The 244-nt window shown below is 61.5% G+C and carries 1 protein-coding gene; it reads right to left on the bottom strand.

The window, feature by feature from the left end:
* The coding region (locus FQ668_RS28910) for a hypothetical protein (RefSeq protein ID WP_218570932.1) at positions 1 to 221 on the bottom strand (221 nt) is incomplete at its 3' end.
* Positions 222 to 244 lie beyond the last annotated feature (23 nt).

Below are 244 nucleotides of genomic sequence, written 5' to 3'. Positions count from 1 at the left end.
TAGTCAGCCTTCTCGCGCTCGCGTGCGATGCGCCCCCGGTGCTCTTGCACGAGCGCTTCGTAGATGGGCTTCCCGTGTTCTTCCGCGGCGCTTTGCAGCTTCTCAAAGGCAGCTTGCGAGACCGAGGTCTCCATCACTGACCGGACGTGTGTGCTTGCCGCGAGGAGTTGGTCCCACACGTGTCTGGCCGTCGGCATATAGACCATGCCGTTGTCGGCCAAGAAGAGAGGCATGATCCTTCGAC

This window comes from Pseudomonas sp. Kh14 (assembly GCF_900291005.1).
Classification (GTDB): Bacteria; Pseudomonadota; Gammaproteobacteria; order Pseudomonadales; family Pseudomonadaceae; genus Aquipseudomonas; species Aquipseudomonas alloputida.
This window is presented reverse-complemented; position numbering and strand designations above follow the sequence as displayed.